The organism is Pasteurella bettyae CCUG 2042 (assembly GCF_000262245.1).
GTDB classification, from domain to species: Bacteria; Pseudomonadota; Gammaproteobacteria; order Enterobacterales; family Pasteurellaceae; genus Basfia; species Basfia bettyae.
In genome coordinates this window covers 59,685-78,238 of record NZ_AJSX01000004.1, presented here as the reverse complement: position 1 = coordinate 78,238, position 18,554 = coordinate 59,685, and the positions used below count along the sequence as shown (strand labels likewise).

Here is an 18,554-nt window from a genome sequence, read left to right as displayed (position 1 = left end):
AGGCTTTTTAGAAGAGTATAAATAAATAGGTATGATTAATCAAAAACATACCTATTTAAGTTTAAAAAGGATTGATTACATTATGATAAATAATTTGTTCTAATCCCATTTACGAATGTATCAGTCACTTTAAATTGGTTAGTAAATACAGTTAAATTAGCTATCTTATTAGCTTCAATTGATCCTAATTTATCTGCTACATTAATTGCTCGCGCGGGATATAAATTACACATTCTTAATGCTTCATCTAATGGAATACCAATTTCAGTGACGGCATTTTTTACAGATTCAATCATTGTGATAGATGAACCACTTAATGTGCCATTTTCATCTACACATTTACCATCACGAACATAAATAGGTTTACCTACAAAAGTAAATTCTGTAATGTCAGAACCTGCTGGCGCAATCGCATCGGTGACGATACATAATTTGTCATTTTTAGCTGCTTTAGCAATACGAACATTACCAAAATCAACGTGGAGCCCATCAACGATGATTCCAGTATAAATATCAGAATCTAATACGGCTCCAACAACTCCCATATTACGGCCCGAACTAACAGGAGACATTGCATTATGTAAATGAGTCGCAAAACTTGCACCGTTTTTAATAGCTTGCTTAGCTTGCTCGTAAGTAGCATTAGAATGACCAATAGAAATTATCATTCCAGCTTTAGCTAGTTCAGGAATATATTCTGCAGTTGGATTTTCAGGGGCTAATGTAAGCTTAGTGATAACATCCGCATTTTTACATAAAAAATCTTTCATTTCAGGACTAATGACACGAATATACTGAGGTTGGTGAGTTCCTTTTTTCTCTACACTAATATATGGACCTTCTAAGTGTAAACCTAGTGCCTGGTTTTTATGTTTACCAAGATATTCACGCATGATATTAATCGCCAATTTCATATTTTCATCAGATGAGGTAATGAATGTTGGTAAATAACTTGTAGTTCCTGATTTCAAGTTAGTTTGTTGCATGATCTCAAGCGTTTCTACTGTAGTTTGATCATTAAACATCACGCCACCACAACCATTAAGTTGTAGATCGATAAAACCAGCAGTAAGGTTATGTCCTTTTAAATCAATTTTTTCTATTTTAGCAGGCAGTTCATTTTGGCGAACTACAGCTTTGATTAAATCATTTTCAACAATGACAGCATGATCATATAAAACACAGTCATTAGTGTAGATAACACTATTAGTTAATGCATATTGCATAATGATGTCCTATTTAATACTTTTAATTGCTTCACGTTCTAATTCAGAGAAATATTTCACTGTTTTTACTTTTAACTCTTGAGTTGCAGGCTCATCACATACAATAATTGCTTGTCGATGCATTTGCAATGCTGATATTGTCCATAAATGATTAACGCTACCCTCAACTCCAGCTTGAATTGCCAGGGCTTTATTATGGCCTGTAGCAAGAATAATAATTTCTTCAGCATCTAATAATGTTCCAACGCCAATGGTTAAAGCATATTTAGGTACTTGTGCCATATCATGACCAAAAAAACGAGAGTTCACAATTCGAGTTTCTTCAGTTAATGTTTTGATTCTAGTGCGAGAGCTTAGAGAAGATGCTGGCTCATTAAATGCAATGTGACCATCAATTCCTACGCCTCCTAAGAATAAATTAATTTGACCATAAGCACGAATTTTATCTTCGTATCGTTGGCATTCTGCTTGGTGATCTGCGGTATTTCCATCAAGAATATTGACATTTTCAACAGGAATATCAATATGATTGAAGAAATTATTAAACATAAAAGAATGATAACTTTCAGGGTGATCTTTCGGCAAGTCAACATATTCATCCATATTGAATGTAACAACATGTTTAAAACTTACTTGCCCTGCCTGATATAATTCTATTAATTTTTTATAGGTTTTTAATGGTGTGCCACCAGTAGGTAACCCTAACACGAATGGGCGGGTAGCAGTTGGTTGGAATTGATTAATTTTATTTGCAATATAATGAGCAACCCACTGACTAGCTTGAGCTTCTGTAGCTAATGGAATAAGACGCATAGAATTTCCTTTATAAGTGTTTTTCAATTAATGAGGCAGACCGATGGTCTGCCCCTATAATTGAACAAGATTGCAGGAACAAACCTGTTTTTTATTATTAAAGATATTTCTGTTTTAATTGTTTTGCGAATGCAATTTTTTCAGCAGTTAACACTGTTGTCATTGGTTCACGGCAGAAACCAGCATCTACACCATCAAGTTTTAATAATTCTTTAATTGTTAGATATAAGCCATTAGATAAAATACCTTCAATTAAATCATTTGTAACATGTTGAATTTTAAGAGCTTCGTCAAGTTTACCTGCTTTTGTTAATTCAAAAATTTGACGAGCACGAATACCGTTTACGTTAAATGTTGAACCAATTGCTCCATCAACGCCTAATGAGGTTGCAGGTAACATCATTTCATCGAAACCTGCCCAAATTAGGTGATCTGGGTAAGCTTTTTTCACACGTTCTAACAAATAAAAGTCACCTGCGGTAAATTTAACCCCAATGATTTTTGGGTTTTTATAAAGTTCACCAAATTGTTCAACACCAATATTGACACCAGTTAAGAATGGAATTGAATAAACAATCATATTACTTCCAGTTTCAGCGATGATGGTATCATAGTAATGTTTAATCTCAGCAAAGCTAAATTTGTAGTAGAATGGAGTTACCGCAGATAAACAGTCATAACCTAAACTTGTTGCATATTTACCTAGTTCTACAGCTTCTTTCAAATTTACACTACCCACTTGTGCAATTAGAGCAATTTGATCTTTCGCTTCCTCTTTAGCAATACGGAAGATTTCTTTTTTCTCTTCAGTTGAGAGCATAAAGTTTTCACCTGTGGAGCCACCAACATAAAGACCGTCAACTTTCATTTTATCAATATTATAACGTACAATTTCACGTAATCCTTGTTCGTTAATTGAGCCATCTTCATTGAAAGAAACGAGTAATGCACTAAAAATACCCTTTAAATTTTTCATATTTTCTCCTGAAAGTTAGGTTATTTAATTCGTTGTTTAAGAATGACATCAACTGTTTTTTGCTTATTATTGATTGCTTTATCAACTTCAGCTTGAACAATTAATGTATAAATAAGATCAAGTACAAATAATTGAGCTATTTTTGTACCAATAGAATCACCTTGTAATTTTCCTTGGCGATTGCCGTTAACCAAAACAAAGTCCGCTTCTTGGGTTAATGGAGAACGTAAATTATGAGTAATCGCTACTGTTGTTGCTCCATTTTTTCTAGCAATTTTTAAAGCTTGAACAATTTCTTTTGAGTAACCAGAATGGCTCAAACCAATGACCACATCATTGGGTTTCATTAATGCTGATTGCATATACATAAAATGATTATTTGATGTGGCATCTACTTGTAATCCAATACGCATAAATTTATTTTTGGCATCTTCAGCAGTCACGCCAGAGGAACCCACACCAAATAAAAATAGACGATGGCTTTTGCAAATGGCTTTTACGACTTTTTCTAATTGATTCATATCCAATAAATTAATGGTTTCACTTACCACTGTATTTATTACTGCATGTAATTTGTTAGCAATATCTAATGAGTCATCATTAGCGGTAATATCTGTCTCTAAAACAGTATTATCTTTTGCATCTTTTGTTGCTAATTCAATGGATAATTGAAGTTTAAAATCACTAAATCCTTTAAAACCTAGGGTTCGACAAAAACGAATAAAGGTTGCTTCACCAACACCAAGCTGTTCTGATAATTGAGAAAGAGAGTAGTGTCCAAAATCATTTGGCGAAGCCATTAATTCTTCTGCAATTTTTTTCTCTGTTTTAGTCATACAATGATGTAAGGTATCAATTGTATTCATAATGGATGTTGTATTTATTAACGACATTGAGTTATCCCCTTAATTGATCATTAACCCAGTAAGCAGCTCCAACTAATCCAGCATCTTGCCCATAAAGCGCTTTTGTTAATTCACATTGATAAACAGGAGGCATTTGTTTTAAATATGTTTGTACTAAAGGTAAATAGCCTTCTGCCAGTCCCACACTTCCACCAATAACCACTTTTTGTATATCTAAACTGATGACTAAATCCGCAACTAAATTTGCAATTGCTTTTGCAGAACGATGAACAAGTGCGGTAGCTTTTTCATCAAAATTTCTGAAACGTTCAAATACTTCTTTGGGTTGACATGGTTCTGCCCATTGGCTAGATACTGCCTCAATAGCACGACCTGATGCGACCGCTTCAACACATCCTTGGCGCCCACAGCCACATATTGGTCCATTAGGATCAGCTAAACTATGGCCAATATGACCCGCAATACCATGAGGTTCGGTTAGTAATTGGCGATTTAAAATGATGCCGCCACCAACTCCAGTTGAAACAGTAATGAATGTAAAATTTTGGATTTCCTTTTGATCTTCCTTTTGATATTCCGCATAGGCGGCTGCTTGAACGTCATTAAGTAAACCAATGGGTTTATTAGTATGTCTTGCTAAACTGGCTTTTAAAGGAAATTCAGCTAAATCACCTAAATTTTTAGGATTAAGTGCAGTAAGCACCCCTTGATTAATAATCCCTGTTGAAGCAACAGCAATATAGTCAAATTGATTTTGATAATGTTTTACTATATTAGCTAATGTATCATGCATTGCATCTACTACATGTTGAGTGGGAGTGGCAAGTTGTATGCGTGAAGAAACTTGCCCATTTTCTACAATTGCAGCTGCAATTTTTGTACCGCCAATATCAATTGAAAGACAACGCATAATATCCCCTTTATTTACTTGCTGATTTCACTGCATCCACAAACCAATTTACAATATGTTCTAATCGAGTTAATGCTGAGCCTACAGTGACTGAATCGGCACCTATTTCGATTGCTTTTTTGGCTAATTCAGGTGTGTTGTATCGACCTTCTGCCATCACATAACAACCAGCAGCTTTGAAATCTTTAACTAATTGGTAATCTGGTTCTACAGGTACTGGACCAGACGTATAACCAGACATTGTGCTACCAATAATATCAAAGCCTAATGCTTTACAATGTAGCCCTTCAGATAAGTTAGAGCAATCAGCCATGGCTAAACAACCTAATTCGTGAATTTTGTTAACCGCAGTTTGTAAGTCAACTGGATGAGGTCGATCAGTGCCATCTACCGCAATAATATCTGCACCAGCAGCTGCAAGCTCTTCAATATCTTTTAAAAATGGAGTGATGCGAACTGGAGTGTCAGGTAAATCACGTTTTACAATTCCAATAATAGGCACTGTAACATTTGGTCGGGTTGCTTTTAAATTATCAATACCTTCAATGCGTAATCCTGATGCGCCACCAATTACAGAAGCTTGTGCCATCGCTGCCACGATTTTAGGGTTGTCCATTGGACCATCATCAACAGGCTGGCAAGATGCGATAAGTCCATTTTTTATTTGCGATAAAATTGCTTGATGAGTAAGTTTTGACATATAAACTCCATTATTATGACAAAAAAGAAGCGTTTTTTCTTGATTGTCTAAGATACGCTTTTCAATATTTTAGGGCAACATTTTTTATTAAAAATTGTGATATTTATCATTTTTTGAAGAAAAACTTCTATTTTTTAATTGAGTGATTTGTCTTTTATATGTTGAATTTATTGATTATTTTTATTTTTTAAGAACATTACTATTATTTTACTAAAATGTGATGTTTGTCACGGTTATGAAGTTTTACTTCAATTATTATAATAATACGGCTATGGGTATACACATTAATTTTTTTACACAGGAGTAATTCTATGAAATTTAATAAAGCGATTCTTGCAGCGACAATTTCTTTAAGTGTATCAATGTCAGCATTTGCGGCAGATTATGATTTAAAATTTGGTATGAATGCAGGTACAACATCTAATGAATATAAAGCAGCTGAATTATTTGCTAAAGAAGTAAAAGAAAAATCAGCAGGTAAAATTGAAGTTTCTCTTTACCCAAGTTCACAATTAGGTGATGACCGTGCAATGTTGAAACAATTAAAAGACGGCGCATTAGACTTTACCTTTGGTGAATCAGCTCGTTTCCAAATTTATTTCCCAGAAGCAGAAGTATTTGCCTTGCCTTATGTTATTAAAGATTTTACCTCCGCACAAAAAGCGTTGCATGATACACAATTTGGTAAAGATTTAATGCAAAAAATTAATAAGGAATTAGGCGTTACTATTCTTTCTCAAGCTTATAACGGTACACGTCAAACATCATCTAATCGAGCAATTAATAGCATTGCAGATATGAAAGGGTTAAAACTTCGTGTGCCTAATGCAGCAACTAACTTGGCATTTGCTAAATACACAGGCGCATCTCCAACACCTATGGCGTTTTCTGAAGTTTACTTAGCATTACAGACAAATTCTGTTGATGCTCAAGAAAATCCATTGCCAACAGTCGAAGCACAAAAATTTTATGAAGTGCAAAAATATTTAGCTATTACAAATCATATTTTAAATGACCAACTTTATTTGGTAAGTAATGAAACTATGACTGATTTGCCAGAAGATTTACAAAAAGTTGTGAAAGATGCAGCAATGAAAGCAGCTGAATATCACACTAAATTATTTGTAGATGGCGAAGCATCCTTAGTTTCATTCTTTGAAAAACAAGGTGTAACAGTAACTCATCCAGATTTAACGCCATTTAAAGAAGCGATGAAACCTTATTATGAAGAATTTGTGAAGAAAAATGGTGCAACAGGTGAAGAAGCATTAAAACAAATTGAAGCAGTATCTAAATAATAAATAGTACTTGGCCTATTAATAGATAAATTTAATTAATAGGCCTAATTTCTATTTTTGAGAGGTTTTATATGAAGATTTTCAATAAATTAGAAGAATGGATTGGTGGAGTGATTTTTTTAGTGATATTTGCAATATTAATTGCTCAAATCGCTGCTCGCCAAATTTTTGATGCGCCTTTGTCTTGGTCAGAAGAACTAGCTCGTTTACTGTTTGTTTACATCAGTATGCTAGGAATTAGTATGGCGATTCGTTCTCAACAACATGTCTTTATTGATTTTATTACTAACTTATTTCCAACAAAACTTAAGAAAGTAACCAATAGTTTTGTGCAAATTTTAATATTCATTTCGATCTTGATGTTAGCACATTTTGGTTATAAGAATTTTGTGGAGAATAGTTTTGAAATCGTTTCTTTAGGAATTTCTGAAAAGTGGTTATATGCTTCATTACCCTTTATCAGTATCTTAATGTTTATTCGTTTTATTCAAGCACAAAGTGATAATAAAAGAGAAAATCTTACATATTTAGGCCCTGTCTTTTATCTTGTGTTGGCAGCTGTTTTAATTGCTATTTATTTAATTAACCCAGATTTTTATAAAATATTCCGTATTACTAACTATGTCAAATTAGGTGCAGACTCAGTATATGTCGTGTTAGTGGTTTGGTTAGTTATAATGTTCCTTGGTACACCTGTAGGCTGGTCATTGCTTATTGCGACTTTGCTTTATTTTGCTATGACACGTTGGAACGTATCAAATTCAGCTTCTATTAAGCTAGTCGAAAGTTTAAATAGTTTCCCATTGTTATCTGTACCTTTCTTTATTTTAACCGGCATTCTAATGAATTCAGGTGGAATTACTGAACGAATCTTTAACTTTGCTAAAGCCTTATTAGGTCATTACACTGGTGGAATGGGACACGTAAATATTGGGGCAAGTTTAATTTTCTCTGGTATGTCAGGTTCCGCATTAGCAGATGCGGGTGGTCTAGGTCAATTAGAAATTAAAGCAATGCGAGATAATGGTTATGATGATGATATTTGCGGAGGGATTACCGCAGCTTCTTGTATCATTGGTCCGTTAGTTCCTCCAAGCATTTCAATGATTATTTATGGTGTTATTTCTAACCAATCTATCGCCAAACTATTTGTTGCAGGTTTTGTTCCTGGAGTCCTAGTGACAATTGCTTTAATGATAATGAACCACTATGTATCTAAACGTCGTGGTTATGCAAGAACACCTAAAGCGACCTTAGAAGAACGTTGTCAAGCCTTTAAAAAAGCGATTTGGGCAGTGTTAACTCCTGTGTTAATTATCGGTGGGATTTTCTCTGGTTTATTTACACCAACTGAAGCGGCTGTTATTTCTGCGTTATATTCAACCATTATCGGTATGTTTGTATATAAAGAATTAGATCTTAAAGGTTTATTCAAAAGTTGTGTTGAAGCTTTAGCAATTACAGGTGTAACTGTCTTAATGGTAATGACAGTAACTTTCTTCGGTGACATGATTGCTCGTGAACAAGTCGCGATGCGTATCGGAGAAATGTTCATGTCAGTTGCAGACTCACAACTTATGGTGCTTGTGATGATCAACTTGCTATTGTTATTCCTAGGCATGTTCATTGATGCATTAGCACTTCAATTTTTAGTTTTACCAATGTTAATTCCAATTGCCGTACAATTTGATATTGACTTAATTTTCTTCGGTGTAATGACATTATTGAATATGATGATTGGTATCTTAACTCCACCAATGGGAATGGCATTATTCGTCGTTGCTCGAGTAGGGAATATGAGTGTCAGTACAGTTACTAAAGGGGTATTGCCTTTCTTAATACCAATTTTTATTACGTTAGTGTTAATTACACTCTTCCCGCAAATTATTACCTTTATTCCTAATTTGATTATGCCCTAATGCATAAGGAATAATTGAAAAATAACATAGTCAACCAATGAGTTTGACTAAAAAATAAAGACTATTCAGTGTCGTTTGATGAATAGAAGATTAAAACCTAATAAAGAGGTCATTATTATGAAATTCACAAAAACAGCTCTATTTACAGCAATAGCAGCAATGACAGTAACTTCAGCCTTTGCTGCACAATACCCTGATTTACCAGTAGGTATCAAAGGCGGTGCAGGTGCATTAATTGGTGATACCGTTTATGTGGGCTTAGGTTCTGGTGGTGATAAATTCTATTCACTTAACTTAAAAGAAAAAGATGCACAATGGAAAGAAATCGCTGCTTTCCCTGGTGGTACCCGTAACCAACCTGTTGCAGCAGGTGTTGATGGTAAACTTTATGTATTTGGTGGTTTGCAAAATACTGACGTTGCAGCCAATCAACTAATTAATGATGTTCACGTTTATAACCCTGCGGACAATTCATGGACTAAAATCCAAACTCGTTCACCTCGTGCAGCCGTAGGGGCTTCAGGTGCTGTGGCAAATGGTAAAGTTTACTTTGTTGGTGGTGTAAACCAAGAAATTTGGAATGGTTTATTCCAAGATGTTAAATTAGCAGGTGGCGATAAAGATAAAGAAAAAACTGTATTTGACCCATATTTCAATTTACGTGCACAAGACTTCTTTTTCTCATCTGAAATTGTAAGTTATGAACCTGCAAATAACATATGGCGTAACGAAGGCTACTTCCCATATGGTGGTCGTGCTGGAGCGGCAGTTGCAGTTCAAGGAGATAAACTATTAGTTGTCAATGGTGAAATCAAAGCTGGTTTACGTACTCCTACAACGGAATTAGGAACTATCGGTAAAGACGGTGTTAAATGGAAACAATTAGGTAAATTACCTGCACCAGCTGGTTATGCTGAACAAGATGGTATCGCAGCAGCTATGGGCGGTTATACCAATGGTTATTACATTGTCACTGGTGGTGCAAACTTCCCTGGTGCTCGTGCAAACTATGCGAAAGGTATTAATGATGCACACCGTACTGGTGGATTGAAAAAAACTTATCATAACGAAGTGTATACTTTAGATGCGAAAAAAGGAACTTGGAAAATTATCGGTAAATATCCAACCAATATCGCAGCAGGTGTGACGGTTCCTTATGATAACAAAATTATCTTTATCGGTGGTGAAACCGATGGCGGTAAAGCATTAACTGAAGTTAAAACTGTAAGTTTTGATGGTAAAAACCTAAAAGTTGAATAATATAACCTAAGTGACTTATTTAAGAGTTAAGTGCGGTTGAAATTTTTGAGATTTTAACCGCACTTTTTTGTCTTTTAGATAATCTATTAAAAATCAATATTTTGTTCCACCGCACTTTTATTTTTCTGTTATCATAAACTTCCGATATTTTTACTTAGAGAAACTATGCGAATTCCTCGAATCTATCATCCTGAATCTTTATACCAGACGAAAACTTGTTTATTAACTGAAGATGCGGCTAATCATGTTGGTCGTGTGTTACGCATGCAAGAGGGCGAACAACTTGAATTATTTGATGGTAGCAACCATATTTATCCTGCTGTGATTAAACAAGTGAATAAAAAATCAGTAGAAGTTGAAATTCAAGATTGTCAATTTGACTCTCATGAAAGCCATTTAAAAATTCATTTAGGGCAGGTGATTTCACGTGGCGAACGTATGGAATTTACTATTCAAAAATCTGTGGAATTAGGTGTGAATGTCATTACTCCATTATGGTCCGAACGTTGTGGGGTGAAATTAGATGCGGAACGTATGGATAAAAAAATACAGCAATGGCAGAAGATTGCTATCGCTGCTTGCGAGCAATGTGGTCGCAATGTTATACCTGAAATTCGTCCCATGATGAAATTACAAGATTGGTGTGCTGAACAAGATGGTATGTTAAAACTCAATCTTCATCCTCGCGCAAAATATTCAATTAAAAATTTACCTGAAATTCCCACAGAAGGCGTTCGTCTACTGATTGGTTCTGAAGGTGGATTGTCTCCACAAGAAATTGAGCAAACAGAAAAACAAGGTTTTACTGAAGTATTATTGGGCAAACGTGTATTACGCACTGAAACAGCATCTTTAGTGGCAATTACGGCACTACAAGTGAGTTTTGGTGATTTATAAATTAAGAAGACTAAGATGGAATTACAAGATAAGTTTTTAATTGCCATGCCGAATTTACAAGATAGTTATTTTGCTTATTCGGTAATTTATATTTGTGAACATAATGATCAGGGTACAATGGGGCTTGTTGTGAATCAGCCCACTGATTTAAGTGTTGCAGAGCTAGTAGCAAAATTGAATTTCATGATGGCAGATGGTCGTCAATACCCTGATATGTTTGTATTAGCTGGTGGACCAGTAAATATTGAACGTGGTTTCATTCTGCATACCACCACAGAACAGGATTTTGAACATAGTTATAAAGTGACGGATAATTTACAGCTAACCACCTCTGAAGATGTGATTACCACTTTTGGTACGCTGAAAGCGCCAACTAAATATTTAGTCGCATTGGGTTGTGCAAGTTGGAAACCTGGTCAGTTAGAGGAAGAAATTTCAGAAAATGCCTGGTTAGTGGTGCCTGCTAATGAACGTGTTTTATTTGATGTGCCTTTTGAAAACCGTTGGGCAGAAGCACAGCAATTGTTGGGATTCAAACCGAGTAGTTTAGTTGCACAAGCAGGATATTGCTAATGAGTTTTACTGCATTAAGTTTTGATTTCGGTACTAAAAGCATTGGTTGTGCCGTAGGGCAGAGTATTACTGGCACCGCACAGGCTTTACCAGCATTTAAAGCACGAGATGGCATACCTGATTGGAATGAAATTGAAAAGTGTTTAGAAGAATGGAAGCCGCAGGTTATTGTGGTTGGATTGCCACTTAATATGGATGGTACAGAACAACCACTTACCCTTAGAGCAAAAAAATTTGCAAACCGCTTGAATGGTCGTTTTGGCATTCCAGTAGAGTTACAGGATGAACGATTAACGACAACGGAAGCCCGTTCAGAAATTTTTGGTCGAGGTGGTTATAAAGCCTTAAACAAAAGTAAAGTAGATGGTATTTCAGCCGCTTTAATTTTAGAAAGTTGGTTTGAGGAACACATCGAATAACAAGATGTTATGAGATAAAGTGCGGTAGAAAATTTATAAATATCTACCGCACTTTTTTCTAAGAGAAAGGCAGATTATGATCTGCCTTACTTTGATGTTAAGATTAATTTAATACCCAAGTTTGCGACTGAGGGTTAATAATTAAATGTTGTTTATGATGAGTTTGTAAAGTTGAACGATGGCCAACACTGATAATTGTCGTGTTTGGTAGTTCTGCTTTTAACAAACGATACATTGCATCTTCCAGCCCCTCATCCATACTTGCAGTGGCTTCATCTAAGAACGCTACTTTGGGTTGATATATTAATACCCGTGCAAAGGAAAGTCGTTGCTGTTCACCTAATGAAAGTTCTCTTGTCCAATCATTTTGCTGCTCTAAACGATCAACTAAATGACCTAATTGTACTTTCTGCATAATTTCCGTTGTTTTTTCAATGTCCACTTCTTTAGGCGCTACTTCGGGATAGAATAATGCATCAATTAATCGACCTTGTGGTAAATAAGGTTTTTGCGATAAGAATAATGCTTGATGCTGTGGAGAATGCACAGAACCCTCAGCATATGGCCATAAACCTGCGACAGTACGTAATAAAGTGGTTTTCCCTGCACCAGAAGGCCCTTTAATTAATATTGTAGCTCCCTGTGCTAGGGTTAAATTGAGATCTTTAATTAATGCCTCACCAGTTGGTTTATTGATCGTTAAATTTTCAAATATAACAGTGCCTTCGCTATCTTCAATCTGTGTTTTAGAGGTTTGATTTGCTTGGCTGATTGCTGCATGGAAACCTGTTAAACGGTCTAATACAGCACGATATCTAGTGAAATCATCATACGAGTTGCGGAAGAATGATAAAGCAGATTGAACTCGTCCAAATGATTGTGCTGTTTGTATTAAATCCCCAAGTTGAATTTGTTTACTAAAGTAACGAGATGCTTGAATAAGGAAAGGAAATATCACTGATACTTGTGAAACCATCACATTAAAACCAGATAGTTTTAAGGTGCGGTAAATCATTTGCCATACATTTTCAATAACTTGGCTGAATTGTTTGCCTAGTACTACTTTTTCCATCCGTTCACCACGGAAGAATGCAATACTTTCAGCATATTCTTTTAGGCGAATTAAAGAATAACGATAATTTGCATTGAGGCGTTCATTAGCAAAGTTTAACTGAATTAATGGTCGACCAATTTTGAAAGCAAATACACTGCTGATTAATACATAGATGAATACTAAATATACCATTGCATGAGGAATGGTGAAACCTGCGATGCTCATTGGCCCTGCTAATCCCCATAGGATAGAGGTAAAAGCCACAATGGATACTACTGAAGAAATGACTCCTGTAGCAAAATCAATAGAATCAGTAACAAATGAAAGCACGTCTTGTTGAATACGTTGATCAGGGTTATCTAATTGATTATAAACATATTGTGTTTTGTAATAAGCTTGATTGTTTGTCCATTTATTTACCATTGAATCATTTAACCATGTACGCCATTGAATAATGAAACGTTGAGTCAGGTAGTAGGTCAATAGGATATTCGCAATATGTACAGTGGCTAATACAGAGAATACAGCTAGTTGAATCCAAAACACTTTTTCATTTGATTCTTGCAAGGCATTGTATAAGGCTTTATACCATTCTGAAAATAAAATATCTAAGCGAACGGAGAGCAAGTTAAAGAAAACAATAACTGTAAAATAAATAAGTGGTCTTAAACTACGTTTCGGTGATAAATAGCTTGCTGAGAGTGCCCAAAATTGTCTAGCCCAACGGGTGGTCTTGATTAAAATATAGACGGTTAATGAAAATATAACTGCCGTTATCCCAATGGCTTTTATAATCCAAAGTAATGAAGTCAATAATTCTTCAGAATAATTCATTATCTTTCCTACAATAAGTGAAAATAAGTCACTATTTTTGAGCAAATTCTATGATTTAGCAAGAAAAATGTTATTTAGCTGAGATTTTTAGCGAATATTTGAGGCGTATCAAATTCTTAGAAAACTTCTTTGCTATAATAGCCAACAGTTAAAAATTAACCCAAGGTAGGTAGTTATGTCAGATATATCGATAACAATAAGTATCCTCTCTTTGGTTGCCATTCTTGGTCTATGGATTGGGCATTGGAAAATCAAAGGAGTTGGTTTGGGGATTGGTGGTGTATTATTTGGGGGCATTATTGTGTCGCATTTTAGTGACCAATATGGACTTAAATTAGATCCTCATACGCTTCATTTTGTTCAAGAATTTGGTCTTATCTTGTTCGTTTATACAATCGGTATTCAAGTTGGTCCCGGTTTCTTCGCTTCTCTTCGTAAATCTGGTCTTAAATTAAATAGTTTAGCTGTCTTAATTGTTATTTTAGGGGCAGTGGCGGTAGTCGTTCTTAATAAATTATTTGACGTGCCATTAGATATTATTTTAGGTATTTATTCAGGCGCTGTTACCAATACGCCTTCATTAGGGGCAGGGCAACAAATTCTTTCTGAATTAGGTATGCTTAATATTACTGAAACAATGGGTATGGCATATGCTGTTGCTTATCCATTTGGTATTTGTGGTATTTTGTTAACGATGTGGTTAGTACGCCTATTCTTTAAAATTAAAATTGATGCTGAAGCCAAACATTTTGAGTTGGAAGCGGGGCGTTCTAAACCCTCATTAGAAAAAATTAACGTAAAAGTTACTAACACTAATTTAGATAACCTTCAATTACGTTTAGTACCTGGTTTTGATAGTAAACAAGTTGTTTGTAGCCGTATTAAACGAGGTGAAGAGATCTTTGTTCCTAAAGCAGATTCTATCGTACAAGTTGGTGATGTTCTTCATATTATTGGAAGTAATGCACATCTACAACAAATGAAAATTATCATTGGTGAAGAAATTGCTTTAGAAAAAGCTGCGATTCAAGGGCATATTCGCACAGAAAGAGTCGCTGTTACCAATGATAATGTGCTAGGAAAACGGTTAATGTCACTTAGCCTCGATCAAAAATATGATGTCGTTATCTCCCGCCTAAACCGTGCAGGTGTTGAATTAGTGCCTAATGGTGCGACAGCTTTACAATTCGGCGATGTGTTAAATATCGTAGGGGATGAGCATGATATTGAACGTGCCATTGAGGTATTAGGTAATGCCAAAGGTAAATTACAACAAGTACAAATGTTACCTGTTTTTATTGGAATTGGTTTAGGCGTTTTATTAGGTTCAATTCCTTTTAGCCTTCCAGGTATTCCTGTAGCATTAAAGTTAGGTTTGGCAGGTGGTCCATTAGTCGTTGCACTTATTCTTGCTAGAATTGGTTCAATAGGTAAGCTTTATTGGTTTATGCCACCTAGTGCTAATTTGGCCTTACGTGAAATGGGCATTGTTCTTTTCCTTTCTGTCGTTGGTTTAAAATCTGGTGGTAATTTTCTACATACGCTAATAGATGGTGAAGGATTTGAATGGATGGGCTATGGTGTATTCATTACTTTTATTCCCTTAATGACAGTCGCTTGTATTGCTCATTTCTATAATAAAATGAATTATCTTAGTATTTGTGGTTTGCTTGCAGGGTCAATGACTGATCCTCCAGCATTAGCTTTTGCTAACTCAATTAAAGAAGAAAATGGGGCAGCCGCATTATCCTACGCTACCGTTTATCCTCTCGTTATGTTTTTAAGAATTATTTCTCCTCAATTGCTTGCTATCTTATTGTGGGTAGCTTAAGCCTAAAAACGCACGCTTGATGTGTGCGTTTATTTTTCTATAGAAACAATTTTCTCTAATCTAACCGCACTTTTATAACAAAGTGCGGTATAATCCCCAAAATTTTAATTTTAGATTATTTGAGAAAATTCATGCTACACTCACAATTTGAAGACTTTGAACTTGCTCCTGAATTATTAAAAGCCTTAGCTAAAAAAGGTTATACTCGCCCAACTGCCATTCAGTTAGAAGCGATTCCTGCTGCCATGGACGCTCGTGATATATTGGGGTCAGCTCCGACAGGAACAGGTAAAACAGCAGCATTTTTACTACCTGCTATCCAACATTTATTAGATTATCCTCGTCGTAAACCAGGTGCCCCTCGTATTTTAATCCTAACACCAACTCGAGAATTAGCGATGCAAGTTGCACAACAAGCAGAAGAGCTAGCACAGTTTACAAATTTAAGTATTGCGACAATTACTGGTGGTGTCGCATATCAAAATCATGGAGAAATATTTAATAAAAACCAAGATATTGTGGTGGCGACACCAGGCCGCTTATTGCAATATATTAAAGAAGAAAACTTTGATTGCCGTGCGGTCGAAATTTTGATTCTTGATGAAGCTGATCGCATGTTACAAATGGGATTTGGACAAGATGCAGAAAAAATTTCTGCTGAAACCCGTTGGCGTAAACAAACACTTTTATTTTCAGCGACCTTAGAGGGTGAGTTACTAGCGGATTTTGCAGAACGCATTTTAAATGATCCTGTAGAAATTGAAGCTGAACCAAGTCGCCGTGAGCGTAAGAAAATTAACCAATGGTACTATCATGCTGATAATAATGAACACAAAATTAAGTTATTAGCTCGTTTTATTGAAAATGAACAAGTCACTAAAGGTATTGTTTTTGTGCGCCGTCGTGAGGACGTGCGTGAATTAGCTGAAATTTTGCGTAAACGAGGAATTCGGGCGACTTATCTTGAAGGCGAAATGGCACAGACACAGCGTAATAATGCTATTGATAAATTAAAAAATGGTATTGTTACTGTGTTAGTGGCGACGGATGTTGCTGCTAGAGGCATTGATATTGAAGATATTAGTCATGTGATGAATTTTGATTTACCTTATAGTGCTGATATCTATTTGCACCGCATTGGTCGCACGGCACGAGCGGGTAAAAAGGGGACAGCAGTTTCTTTTGTAGAGGGACATGATTATAAATTATTAGGTAAAATTAAACGTTATACGGAAGAACTACTCAAACCCCGTGTGATTGAAGGTTTAGAGCCTCGTACTAATCCACCAAAGGATGGTGAAGTCAAAACTGTGACTAAAAAACAAAAAGCTCGTATTAAGGCGAAAAAAGAAGAAAAGAGAATCGCTGCTAAGAAAAAAGAGAAATTACGTCATAAAGATACTAAAAATATTGGTAAACGACGCAAACCTAAAGCGCTGGTTGAAGCAGAAAAAGCGGCTCAAAACTAATTAATAAGCATATCTGCATCAATATACAAATGTTTTAACATGGTTATATAAATGGCCAACAAAAGTGCGGTAAGATTTTAGAAAATTTTTCAGAATCTCACCGCACTTTTTTATTTGATATTATAGTTTTTCAACTAACTGAATAGCCGCACCAATATAGGTCGCAGGTGTTAATTGTTGTAAACGAGCTTTTTCTTCTGCAGGAATTTCAAGTTTTTCAATGAAAGATTTCATTGCTGCCGCATCCACTCGTTTACCTCGAGTTAGCTCTTTTAACTTTTCATATGGTTTTTCGATTCCATAACGACGCATGACAGTTTGAATTGGCTCTGCCAAAACTTCCCAGTTTTGGTCTAGTTCATCACGTAAATGCTGTTCATTCACTTCTAATTTACTAATACCTTTGCGAGTCGCCGCATAAGCAATTAAGCAGTAGCCCAAACCAACGCCTAAGTTACGTAACACCGTTGAGTCAGTCAAGTCACGTTGCCAACGAGAACAAGGTAATTTTTGACCTAAGTGAGTCATAATTGCATTTGCAACCCCTAAGTTACCTTCAGAATTTTCGAAGTCGATTGGGTTAACTTTGTGTGGCATGGTTGATGAACCAATTTCGCCTGCGATAGTGCGTTGTTTGAAGTGATTCAATGCAATGTAGCCCCATAAGTCACGGTCGAAGTCGATAATGATAGTATTGAAACGAGATACACAATCAAAGAACTCAGCAATATAATCATGGGGTTCGATTTGAGTAGTATAGGGATTCCAATTAATCCCTAATGAGGTTACGAATTGTTCGCTATATTGGTGCCAATCAATGTTTGGATAAGCACTTAAGTGAGCATTATAGTTACCTACTGCACCATTGATTTTACCTAACACTTCAATTTGTTGTAGTTGTTTAAATTGGCGGCGTAAACGATATACCACATTTGCCATTTCTTTACCAACTGTTGAAGGTGAGGCAGGTTGACCATGAGTACGTGAAAGTAATGGAATAGTTTTGTATTCGTTAGCAAGACGGGTAATTTCATCAATGAGTTTTTGCCATTCAGGTAAAATCACTTCTTCACGTGCAGTTTTTAACATTAATGCGTGAGAAAGATTGTTGATATCTTCTGAGGTACAAGCAAAGTGGATAAATTCAGAGACTTTTGCAAGCTCAGGAATCGCTTCACTTTTTTCCTTTAAGAAGTATTCAACAGCTTTCACATCATGATTCGTAGTACGTTCAATATCTTTGATACGATGTGCATCTTCAACGCTGAAATTAGCAACGATTTGGTCTAGGTAATCGTTTGCTTCTTTTGACAATGAAGCAACCTCTTGAATTTGTGCAGTCGCCGCTAATTTTTGTAACCAACGTACTTCTACAGTTACACGGAATTTTAATAAACCAAATTCACTGAAAATACCACGTAAAGCCGCAGTTTTATCTTGATAACGTCCGTCAATAGGAGAGATTGCGGTTAATGCGCTAAGTTGCATATTAGATTGCTCCGTTTGTGT

At 35.6% G+C, this 18,554-nt stretch carries 16 protein-coding genes; 8 read left to right on the top strand and 8 right to left on the bottom strand.

Annotation, left to right across the window (positions count from 1 at the left end; genetic code table 11):
* Positions 1–80: 80 nt before the first annotated feature.
* The 6 genes from nagA to HMPREF1052_RS00560 all read right to left on the bottom strand — a co-directional run bounded on the left by nagA (position 81) and on the right by HMPREF1052_RS00560 (position 5,491).
* Complete coding sequence (gene nagA / locus HMPREF1052_RS00585; protein ID WP_005758390.1) at positions 81–1,226, bottom strand: N-acetylglucosamine-6-phosphate deacetylase; 1,146 nt, start codon at positions 1,224–1,226, stop codon at positions 81–83.
* Between the two features lie 9 nt (positions 1,227–1,235).
* Positions 1,236–2,039: a glucosamine-6-phosphate deaminase gene (gene nagB, locus HMPREF1052_RS00580; protein WP_005758531.1), complete on the bottom strand. Its 804-nt coding sequence runs from the start codon at positions 2,037–2,039 to the stop codon at positions 1,236–1,238.
* A gap of 97 nt (positions 2,040–2,136) precedes the next feature.
* The gene (gene nanA, locus HMPREF1052_RS00575; RefSeq protein ID WP_005758405.1) at positions 2,137–3,015 is read right to left on the bottom strand and encodes an N-acetylneuraminate lyase; all 879 of its coding nucleotides are present in this window, start codon (positions 3,013–3,015) and stop codon (positions 2,137–2,139) included.
* Positions 3,016–3,035: 20 nt separating this feature from the next.
* Positions 3,036–3,908 carry a MurR/RpiR family transcriptional regulator gene (locus tag HMPREF1052_RS00570; protein ID WP_005758504.1) on the bottom strand — a complete coding sequence of 291 codons (873 nt, stop codon included), beginning with the start codon at positions 3,906–3,908 and terminating at the stop codon, positions 3,036–3,038.
* 4 nt (positions 3,909–3,912) lie between these two features.
* Positions 3,913–4,791 carry an N-acetylmannosamine kinase gene (locus HMPREF1052_RS00565; RefSeq protein ID WP_005758460.1) on the bottom strand — a complete coding sequence of 293 codons (879 nt, stop codon included), beginning with the start codon at positions 4,789–4,791 and terminating at the stop codon, positions 3,913–3,915.
* 10 nt (positions 4,792–4,801) lie between these two features.
* A complete protein-coding gene (locus tag HMPREF1052_RS00560; RefSeq protein WP_005758506.1) occupies positions 4,802–5,491 on the bottom strand; it encodes an N-acetylmannosamine-6-phosphate 2-epimerase in 690 nt (229 codons plus the stop codon).
* 311 nt (positions 5,492–5,802) lie between these two features.
* Between HMPREF1052_RS00560 and HMPREF1052_RS00555 the strand changes: the two genes are divergently transcribed.
* From HMPREF1052_RS00555 to ruvX, 6 genes are all read left to right on the top strand, one after another.
* Positions 5,803–6,789 (top strand): sialic acid TRAP transporter substrate-binding protein SiaP, encoded by a 987-nt coding sequence (locus HMPREF1052_RS00555; protein WP_005758353.1) that lies wholly within the window; start codon positions 5,803–5,805, stop codon positions 6,787–6,789.
* A 71-nt stretch (positions 6,790–6,860) separates the two neighbouring features.
* Positions 6,861–8,708: a TRAP transporter large permease subunit gene (locus tag HMPREF1052_RS00550; RefSeq protein WP_005758442.1), complete on the top strand. Its 1,848-nt coding sequence runs from the start codon at positions 6,861–6,863 to the stop codon at positions 8,706–8,708.
* Positions 8,709–8,825: 117 nt separating this feature from the next.
* Positions 8,826–9,968: an N-acetylneuraminate epimerase gene (locus HMPREF1052_RS00545; protein ID WP_005758630.1), complete on the top strand. Its 1,143-nt coding sequence runs from the start codon at positions 8,826–8,828 to the stop codon at positions 9,966–9,968.
* A gap of 165 nt (positions 9,969–10,133) precedes the next feature.
* Entirely contained in the window at positions 10,134–10,865 is a 732-nt protein-coding gene (gene rsmE / locus HMPREF1052_RS00540) for a 16S rRNA (uracil(1498)-N(3))-methyltransferase (protein ID WP_005758444.1), read from the top strand.
* A gap of 15 nt (positions 10,866–10,880) precedes the next feature.
* Positions 10,881–11,438 (top strand): YqgE/AlgH family protein, encoded by a 558-nt coding sequence (locus tag HMPREF1052_RS00535; RefSeq protein ID WP_005758389.1) that lies wholly within the window; start codon positions 10,881–10,883, stop codon positions 11,436–11,438.
* Positions 11,438–11,857 carry a Holliday junction resolvase RuvX gene (gene ruvX, locus HMPREF1052_RS00530; protein ID WP_005758551.1) on the top strand — a complete coding sequence of 140 codons (420 nt, stop codon included), beginning with the start codon at positions 11,438–11,440 and terminating at the stop codon, positions 11,855–11,857. The genes HMPREF1052_RS00535 and ruvX overlap by 1 nt, the downstream gene beginning before the upstream one ends.
* A 103-nt stretch (positions 11,858–11,960) precedes the next feature.
* Here ruvX and HMPREF1052_RS00525 read toward each other — a convergent pair whose 3' ends face one another.
* Positions 11,961–13,745 (bottom strand): ABC transporter ATP-binding protein/permease, encoded by a 1,785-nt coding sequence (locus HMPREF1052_RS00525; RefSeq protein WP_005758465.1) that lies wholly within the window; start codon positions 13,743–13,745, stop codon positions 11,961–11,963.
* 175 nt (positions 13,746–13,920) lie between these two features.
* Between HMPREF1052_RS00525 and HMPREF1052_RS00520 the strand changes: the two genes are divergently transcribed.
* The gene (locus HMPREF1052_RS00520) at positions 13,921–15,576 is read left to right on the top strand and encodes a putative transporter (RefSeq protein ID WP_040596121.1); all 1,656 of its coding nucleotides are present in this window, start codon (positions 13,921–13,923) and stop codon (positions 15,574–15,576) included.
* Positions 15,577–15,707: 131 nt separating this feature from the next.
* A complete protein-coding gene (srmB, locus tag HMPREF1052_RS00515; protein WP_005758561.1) occupies positions 15,708–17,045 on the top strand; it encodes an ATP-dependent RNA helicase SrmB in 1,338 nt (445 codons plus the stop codon).
* Positions 17,046–17,165: 120 nt separating this feature from the next.
* Here the strand turns inward: srmB and purB are convergent, their stop codons facing one another.
* The gene (gene purB, locus HMPREF1052_RS00510) at positions 17,166–18,533 is read right to left on the bottom strand and encodes an adenylosuccinate lyase (RefSeq protein WP_005758396.1); all 1,368 of its coding nucleotides are present in this window, start codon (positions 18,531–18,533) and stop codon (positions 17,166–17,168) included.
* Positions 18,534–18,554 lie beyond the last annotated feature (21 nt).

Coding starts and splice junctions, on each gene's coding strand:
- purB (WP_005758396.1), bottom strand. CDS start 18,533: ATGCAACTTAGCGCATTAACCGCAATCTCTCCTATTGACGGACGTTAT.
- HMPREF1052_RS00550 (WP_005758442.1), top strand. CDS start 6,861: ATGAAGATTTTCAATAAATTAGAAGAATGGATTGGTGGAGTGATTTTT.
- HMPREF1052_RS00565 (WP_005758460.1), bottom strand. CDS start 4,791: ATGCGTTGTCTTTCAATTGATATTGGCGGTACAAAAATTGCAGCTGCA.
- HMPREF1052_RS00545 (WP_005758630.1), top strand. CDS start 8,826: ATGAAATTCACAAAAACAGCTCTATTTACAGCAATAGCAGCAATGACA.
- HMPREF1052_RS00535 (WP_005758389.1), top strand. CDS start 10,881: ATGGAATTACAAGATAAGTTTTTAATTGCCATGCCGAATTTACAAGAT.
- rsmE (WP_005758444.1), top strand. CDS start 10,134: ATGCGAATTCCTCGAATCTATCATCCTGAATCTTTATACCAGACGAAA.
- srmB (WP_005758561.1), top strand. CDS start 15,708: ATGCTACACTCACAATTTGAAGACTTTGAACTTGCTCCTGAATTATTA.
- nanA (WP_005758405.1), bottom strand. CDS start 3,015: ATGAAAAATTTAAAGGGTATTTTTAGTGCATTACTCGTTTCTTTCAAT.
- HMPREF1052_RS00560 (WP_005758506.1), bottom strand. CDS start 5,491: ATGTCAAAACTTACTCATCAAGCAATTTTATCGCAAATAAAAAATGGA.
- ruvX (WP_005758551.1), top strand. CDS start 11,438: ATGAGTTTTACTGCATTAAGTTTTGATTTCGGTACTAAAAGCATTGGT.
- HMPREF1052_RS00570 (WP_005758504.1), bottom strand. CDS start 3,908: ATGTCGTTAATAAATACAACATCCATTATGAATACAATTGATACCTTA.
- HMPREF1052_RS00520 (WP_040596121.1), top strand. CDS start 13,921: ATGTCAGATATATCGATAACAATAAGTATCCTCTCTTTGGTTGCCATT.
- HMPREF1052_RS00525 (WP_005758465.1), bottom strand. CDS start 13,745: ATGAATTATTCTGAAGAATTATTGACTTCATTACTTTGGATTATAAAA.
- nagA (WP_005758390.1), bottom strand. CDS start 1,226: ATGCAATATGCATTAACTAATAGTGTTATCTACACTAATGACTGTGTT.
- HMPREF1052_RS00555 (WP_005758353.1), top strand. CDS start 5,803: ATGAAATTTAATAAAGCGATTCTTGCAGCGACAATTTCTTTAAGTGTA.
- nagB (WP_005758531.1), bottom strand. CDS start 2,039: ATGCGTCTTATTCCATTAGCTACAGAAGCTCAAGCTAGTCAGTGGGTT.